Annotated in this window: 6 protein-coding genes and 7 tRNA genes; all 13 read right to left on the reverse strand. The window is 36.3% G+C overall.

Annotated elements, in window-relative coordinates; all coding sequences use genetic code 11:
* The 13 genes from IW16_RS21950 to rpsU all read right to left on the reverse strand — a co-directional run bounded on the left by IW16_RS21950 (position 1) and on the right by rpsU (position 6,217).
* The gene (locus tag IW16_RS21950; RefSeq protein ID WP_084694598.1) at positions 1 to 1,242 is read right to left on the reverse strand and encodes a TolC family protein; all 1,242 of its coding nucleotides are present in this window, start codon (positions 1,240 to 1,242) and stop codon (positions 1 to 3) included.
* A 247-nt stretch (positions 1,243 to 1,489) separates the two neighbouring features.
* Positions 1,490 to 2,860: an ATP-binding protein gene (locus tag IW16_RS21955; protein WP_034749683.1), complete on the reverse strand. Its 1,371-nt coding sequence runs from the start codon at positions 2,858 to 2,860 to the stop codon at positions 1,490 to 1,492.
* Positions 2,861 to 3,541 carry a response regulator transcription factor gene (locus IW16_RS21960; RefSeq protein ID WP_034749686.1) on the reverse strand — a complete coding sequence of 227 codons (681 nt, stop codon included), beginning with the start codon at positions 3,539 to 3,541 and terminating at the stop codon, positions 2,861 to 2,863.
* Positions 3,542 to 3,779: 238 nt separating this feature from the next.
* A tRNA-Thr gene (locus IW16_RS21965) sits at positions 3,780 to 3,851 on the reverse strand.
* Positions 3,852 to 3,893: 42 nt separating this feature from the next.
* A tRNA-Gly gene (locus IW16_RS21970) sits at positions 3,894 to 3,966 on the reverse strand.
* An 86-nt stretch (positions 3,967 to 4,052) separates the two neighbouring features.
* A tRNA-Tyr gene (locus tag IW16_RS21975) sits at positions 4,053 to 4,133 on the reverse strand.
* 20 nt (positions 4,134 to 4,153) lie between these two features.
* Positions 4,154 to 4,227, reverse strand: a tRNA-Thr gene (locus tag IW16_RS21980).
* Positions 4,228 to 4,319: 92 nt separating this feature from the next.
* Positions 4,320 to 4,392: transfer RNA gene (locus tag IW16_RS21985), tRNA-Gly, on the reverse strand.
* An 88-nt stretch (positions 4,393 to 4,480) separates the two neighbouring features.
* Positions 4,481 to 4,561 (reverse strand) — tRNA-Tyr (locus tag IW16_RS21990).
* A gap of 18 nt (positions 4,562 to 4,579) precedes the next feature.
* Positions 4,580 to 4,653 (reverse strand) — tRNA-Thr (locus tag IW16_RS21995).
* Between the two features lie 108 nt (positions 4,654 to 4,761).
* Entirely contained in the window at positions 4,762 to 5,052 is a 291-nt protein-coding gene (locus tag IW16_RS22000; protein ID WP_034723368.1) for an HPF/RaiA family ribosome-associated protein, read from the reverse strand.
* Positions 5,049 to 5,936: a tyrosine-type recombinase/integrase gene (locus IW16_RS22005; protein ID WP_034749689.1), complete on the reverse strand. Its 888-nt coding sequence runs from the start codon at positions 5,934 to 5,936 to the stop codon at positions 5,049 to 5,051. The genes IW16_RS22000 and IW16_RS22005 overlap by 4 nt, the downstream gene beginning before the upstream one ends.
* A gap of 83 nt (positions 5,937 to 6,019) precedes the next feature.
* Entirely contained in the window at positions 6,020 to 6,217 is a 198-nt protein-coding gene (rpsU, locus tag IW16_RS22010) for a 30S ribosomal protein S21 (RefSeq protein ID WP_034723363.1), read from the reverse strand.
* Positions 6,218 to 6,957 lie beyond the last annotated feature (740 nt).

Here is a 6,957-nt window from a genome sequence, read left to right on the forward strand (position 1 = left end):
TTAATAGAAGATTTTCGTTTGTATTAGTTGATTAAGTTGTTCTGCTGACTGCATGATCTCATTCTTCATATCGTAAATCTGGAGAGCCGTTTGTCTGTAGCTGTCCATGAAATCTGTAAACTCTATAAGGTTAACGTTTCCTTTTCTGAAATTTTTCAGCATTCCGTCGTATACAAGCTCCATATTACTAAGGTCTGTGGTTTTGATCTCGGCAAGCTGATCATATTGGCTTTTCCAGGTTTTATATGCTGACTGCACTTTAGTTTCAAGGTTTAGTTTCTGGTAATCTGCATTTTTCTGATTTTGTTGGATGGCATAATTTGCTTTTTCAACATTTCCCTGATTGGATTTCCATAACGGCAGTGGAATTCCAACCATAAGATTGACCTCATTTTTGAAGGTCCCTCCGTTCTGATCCCATCCGGCTCCTACATTAAGGTCAGGAATATTCAGTGATTTCTGCCACTGAGCATATAATTTACTATTGTCAATTAATTTTAAGAAATACTGATAATCAGAATTATTTTCCAGCGCCTTTTTCTTTAATTCATCTTCGTCTCCGAAAGGTTGTGCTGCAAGAATTTCTTTGGCATCAGCATCAGAAAGCTGTGGTTCTATATCGTCTGAAATTCCCGTAAGTACTTTTAAATTCTGCTCAAATTCAAGAATATTTTTATTGATACCCAGCTTATCATTATTGAGCTGGATCACGAGACTCTGAAGTCTTACTTCGTCTTTAAGGGAAACATTTCCTTTTGCAGATTGAGCACGGTAAGCACTTAAGAGATCATTCATGTATCCCAATTGCTTATTGGTATTGTCGAGTTTCAGTTTTTCGTAATACAGATTGAAGTAACCGGTATGAAGCTGGGTTCTCAAATCCACCAGAAGCTGTGAAAACTGGAGCTGGGCCAGTTCTTTATTTGATTTTGCAAAAGCAATTTCATTTTTCTTCTTTCCACCCATATAGATGAGCTGGGTAATCTCTGCTCCTTTAGCATGCCCTATATCAAAAGCTTTTTTACCTTCAGGATTGTAGGCATTAATCTGTCCGCTTAACTGCGGAAGCTCCCAAATCTTAGCCTGCAGAATATCCGCATCGGCCATATTAATGTTGTATTGTTCTGCGAGAAGCTGAAGATTGTTTTTCTGAAAAGCCTCTTCACAATCCAATAGTGACATCTGCTGCTGCCCTGCCATGAATGAGGAAATGGCAATAAACAGTCCTGCAATTTTGTTCATTCTATCTTTTTTTATGATACAAAATTGCCCCTATACGATTAAAATGACCTTAAAGCAGCCTTAAAAAAAAATTAAATTTGGTTTAGAATGGCGATAAATACTACATTTATCACTACCCATTTAAGATTACCAGCTAAAAAACACAGTAAAGGACAGACATAATTTTTACGTGAAAAATAATTTAAGACAGACTAAGATGTTTCACGTCTTATGGTACTACAGAGTAAAGTGCTAAAACAGGATAAGATTAAAGCTGTTTATTAAATGTGACCGCAAATTTATTGGCGTTTTCAGCCGGAGAAGAATATTTGATTTGCGCGCCATGGTATTCAAGGATTCTTTTGACAATTCGAAGTCCAAGACCGGAACCTGAGATATTCTGAGAATTATTACCTCTCATAAACGCTTCGAATAATTTTGGCTGCTCTTCTTCCGGAATGGTATTTCCACGAGAAGTAATATCAACCATAAGCTCATCATTGCTTTCTGTGATCAAAACATCGACCTCGGCATCATCTGAATATACCGCTGCATTTTTAAAAAGATTTATAAAGACAATAGTCAACAGAGAATGTATACCGTTAATTGTAAGAAGGCCATTTTCCGAAGTATCTTCAGAAATAAGGAAATCCAGTTTCAGGGCAGGATAACTTTTCTCCACCGCTTCAAAAGCTTCAAAAATAACTTCGTCAATCCTCACTTCTTCATATATACTCTGGATATTTTCTTTGTCAAATTTTGTAAGAAGCAAAAGTGAATTTGTAAGATCCGATAACTGATAAACATCTTTCTGAATCTGCTTTAAAGAAGAAAGTGTTTCAGGAGAGTGTTTTTCGAATTTGATCAGGTTTTCCAGCTGAAATGCCATTCTTGTGATGGGGGTTCTGATTTCGTGCGAGGCACTTGCTGTAAAATCTTTCTGCGACTGAAAAACATCATCCAGCCTTGCAATCATCGTGTTAAAGGATTTTGCCAGAACATTGATCTCATCGTTCGAATCCTGAACAGGAATCTGTTTGGTGAGTTTGTGGGCTGTAACCTCTGAAATTTCCGTATTCAGATCTTCTAAAGGACGCAGGAACTGCCCCATAAAATAGTAGCTGAAAAATCCGATCAAAAGCGTACTCATCACATAGGCCGTGATCAAAAGATACTTCAGGAATTCTAGTTTTGATTTTCCATTGGTATCAAATGCACTGGTGAGAATATAGTAATTTTCTCCATTGATCTTCCGAAGCGCGGCATAGATCTCGGGAACTGTTTTTTCGGTGTAAATGATTTTCTTTTCATCCAGCTCCTTGAGAAGTGCACTATCCCAGGTCACATTACGATCTTTAATCGTACTGTATATCAACTCCTTATCTGTGTTAAAGATCAAAATTGTTTCATTGAGAAGGATATTGTCTGAGTTTTCGTTAAAAAAAATCGGAGCTTCTTCCTCAAAATCTTTAGACTTTGAAATGAAGTTTGAAGTAAATTCCAGACGCTGCCGGAATCTTTCTTTAAATTCATCTCTTCTGAAATCATTAAAAGACAGGTAGATCACCGCCATTACCATTGCAAAAAGCAGGGAAAAAGCGATACTGATCGTTAATGCTATCTTTCTTTTTAAAGACATTTACAATGTACTTAGGTAATATCCGAAACCGGAACGGGTATGAATAAGTTTAAGTTTAAAATCTTTATCGATTTTCTTTCTCAAAAAATTGATGTAGACTTCTACGGTATTGGTATTCGTATTGAAGTTATGTTCCCATACGTGTTCTGTAATCTGCTGTTTGGAAACCGTTCTTCCCTGTGCTTCGGCAAGATAAACCAGCAGTTGAAATTCTTTCAGGGTGAGGGCTATTTCATTGCCTGCTCTATAGACTTTCTGCTCTGTTTTATTGATGATCAGGTCATCTACTCTGATGATATCCTGATCAGCAGCATCGGAAGGAGATTTTCGCCTCAACAGTGAATTGACTCTTAACAGCAGTTCCTCGAACTGAAAAGGTTTTACCAGATAATCATCAGCAAGCCTGGTAAAGGCATCTTTTTTATCAGAGATATCTCCATAAGCCGAAATGATAATGATCGGCGTATTTTTATCGAAAGAACGAATGGTCTGGCAGACATCAAGTCCATTTATTTTAGGAACGTTAATATCCAGCAGATAGAGGTCATAGGTATTGTTTTTGATCTGGCGGAGAAAGGTTTCTCCGTCATAGATCTTATCACAGGTAAAGCTGTTTGATTCCAAAAACCTACAGAGTTCTGCCGATAGGATAAGGTCATCTTCCAATAAAAGAATGTTCATCAAAAATATATTTGATACGAATTTAACGAAAATTTTATGATTTCTGCTTAAGTACTGAAGCGATAAAATATTTAAGAGGAATTTCTTACTTAAATTTTCAATCGCTTATTTACTCTTTTCAGTCAATAATAAAACAGCAAAATTGATTTTATAAAAACCCTGGGAAGGGATTTAAAATGAACTTGTCATTCATATATGGGTAAAAAAAAATCCCGAAAAAAATTCGGGAAATTTCGAGAGCCAACTACGGGACTTGAACCCGTGACCTCTTCCTTACCAAGGAAGCACTCTACCGCTGAGCTAAGTCGGCACTAAATAAAAAAATCACACTAAATAAGCATGATTTTCTTTGAGCGGAAGACGAGGGTCGAACTCGCGACATTCAGCTTGGAAGGCTGACGCTCTACCAACTGAGCTACTTCCGCAATTTTGTTTCCAAAACTATTGGTAAACGCTTTGCAAATCTAGGAAAATCCTTTTAAATCTGCAAGACTTTTTTTAATATAAATTGTGGGAAGAGCAGGATTCGAACCTGCGAAGCCGAAGCAACTGAGTTACAGTCAGTCCCATTTAGCCACTCTGGAATCTTCCCAAAAGTTTATATTAAAATTGAGCCTCCAGAGGGACTCGAACCCACGACCTGCTGATTACAAATCAGCTGCTCTAGCCAACTGAGCTATGGAGGCAATTTTAATGTTGTGACTGAAAGCTTTTGAGAAAATTCTACTCTAAGCTTTTCAGTAGTTAAAAAAATCATTCTTTTCAGTCTGACTCTTTGAGCGAAAGACGAGGGTCGAACTCGCGACATTCAGCTTGGAAGGCTGACGCTCTACCAACTGAGCTACTTTCGCAATTTTGTTTCCAAAACTATTGGTTTAACGGTTTGCAAATCTAAGAAAACTTCTTGAAACCTGCAAGACTTTTTTTTAATATAAATTGTGGGAAGAGCAGGATTCGAACCTGCGAAGCCGAAGCAACTGAGTTACAGTCAGTCCCATTTAGCCACTCTGGAATCTTCCCAAAAGTTTATATTAAATGAGCCTCCAGAGGGACTCGAACCCACGACCTGCTGATTACAAATCAGCTGCTCTAGCCAACTGAGCTATGGAGGCATAATTAAAAAGAATTCAAAAGAACGCTGTTCCCTTTTTGCGAGTGCAAATATAGAACGGTTTTTTTGAATTCTCAAACTTTTTTATGACTTTTTTTATCTTTTTTTTCTACGCCATCTCTTTTTTCTTGATTAGTAGCTTTTTAGCAGTATCAACACAAAGGTCCAAACTTTCTTCAAAAGTTTCAGATGTCTTTTTTACCACGATATCGTCACCCGGAACGGCCAGGATAAGTTCGGTAGTTTTATTGTTTCTATCCGAAGCGTTTTCAACTTTTAGGAACACCTTGCACTCATGAATTTTATCATAGAAGGTTTCCAACTTGCTTACTTTTTTGTCAATGTGTGATTCTAATGGTTCGTGTGGAGTTAAACCAATTGATTGAACTGTGATCTTCATAATTCTTCTTTTTTAGATGCTCTAGGATGAGCCTGATTAAACACTTTTTTCAATTGTTCAATATTGGCATTCGTATAGACTTGAGTACTTGCAAGACTGGAATGCCCTAATATTTTTTTTACTTTGGAGATCTCCGCCCCATTATCCAAAACATGCGTAGCAAAGCTATGCCGAAGGATGTGAGGACTTCTTTTTTCTTTCGTTGTTACAAGACTAAGGTACTTATTAACTACCACATAAACAAATTTTTCTGAGAGTTTTTTACCCTTTTTATTTACCAAAAAATATGATTTATATTCGCTTTCAGGTTTCCTTATTTCGAGATAACTTCTAAGCAGATCCGACAAATCTTGGGAGACAGGAATAAAGCGTTCTTTATTTCCTTTTCCTATGACCTTAAGCTCGTTTCCGTCTAAGTTAACATACTCAAACATCAGGCCACAAAGCTCGGCTTTACGGATACCGGTCTGATATAATACTTCTATAATACATTTTTCGAGCAGATCATGCTGATCTGTGAGAACACGGTCGCTAAGTGTCTGCATTTCTTCCTGTGAGATAGGAATCTGTTTTTCAGCATAAAACTTAAGGGAAGGGATACTTTCGGTGGGAGAAACTTTGATCTCCCCTATTTTCAAAAGAAATAAATAAAAACTTCGGAGTGACGACAGTTTCCTGTTGATACTTCTTTTTGAAATATTATTTTCACTCAATTCAACGATAAAATTTCTGATTACTTTTTTATCTGCCCGGGAAATATCTTCTGAAGCCTCTGTCCTGAGGTAGAAATGGGAAAAATCCTCAAGATCTTTTTTGTAGCTTGTAACGGTATGAGGCGAATACCTCTTTTCGAACTGTAAATATTCTAAATATTTATTCAACATCACATAAGGTATAAAAACAAAAATTCACCTCTCAAATATACGAATATTTAAGAAGTGAATTTAGTATGTGGTTAAGAAAAATCTTAAGCCTGCTCTTCCTTGCTAAGCCCTCTTTGTTTGTAAGCGGCTTTCAGTCTAGATTGTCTTAAAGTTACAGAAGGCTTAATAAACGCTTGTCTAGATCTCAATTGACGAACTGTACCCGTTTTATCAAATTTTCTTTTATATTTTTTTAATGCTCTGTCGATGGATTCCCCATCTTTTACTGGAATTATTAACATATTTTACATCTCATTTTGGGTTGCAAAGTTAGCATTTTTTTGGTAATCCGCAAATTATATTATTAAAAAATAGATTTGTTTCGATTAACACCAATAGACCGATTACTACAACGGTAGAATTAATTCAAATTACATATGAAATAACCACTATTTATGTTAAAAACTTAACTCTTAATAAAATAAAACAAAATTTCCTTGTGATTAATTTATTTTAATAGGATTCAATACCGTTAATAGCCTAAAAATCAGACGACTATCAAAAACAAATAACAAAATTATTTTCCTACGACCTCTTCTTCTTAATTGATAAATGTCGTAATTTACTATAAATCACTGTATAATATTCATCTTAAATGAATAATACTCACCACACTGACAGCAACAGCACAGGGAAGCGGAGATACATTTTTATGGTCAAATGGGGTTACGGGAGCAATTAACACTGTTACAACTCCAGGTACTTACAAAGTCACCGTTACTTCACCTTCAGACTGCCAGTATCAAAAGTCTACAATTGTTGTAATGGATGCTGCGATTACTATAGCAGCCCCCTTATCCATCACTTGTACCCTGGATATCCTAATTTAGCTTCCAGTTAAAGTTAAGCATAAAACCTTAATTTTAACTTATGAAACGAGAGCGAAAAATCTACGATCCAGCTTTTAAAACCAAAGCCGTTCAATTAAGTAATGAGCGAACTAATATCTCGGAACTCGCACGAGAACTCGGAATTGCAGTCA

The organism is Chryseobacterium vrystaatense, assembly GCF_000737765.1.
GTDB lineage: Bacteria > Bacteroidota > Bacteroidia > Flavobacteriales > Weeksellaceae > Chryseobacterium > Chryseobacterium vrystaatense.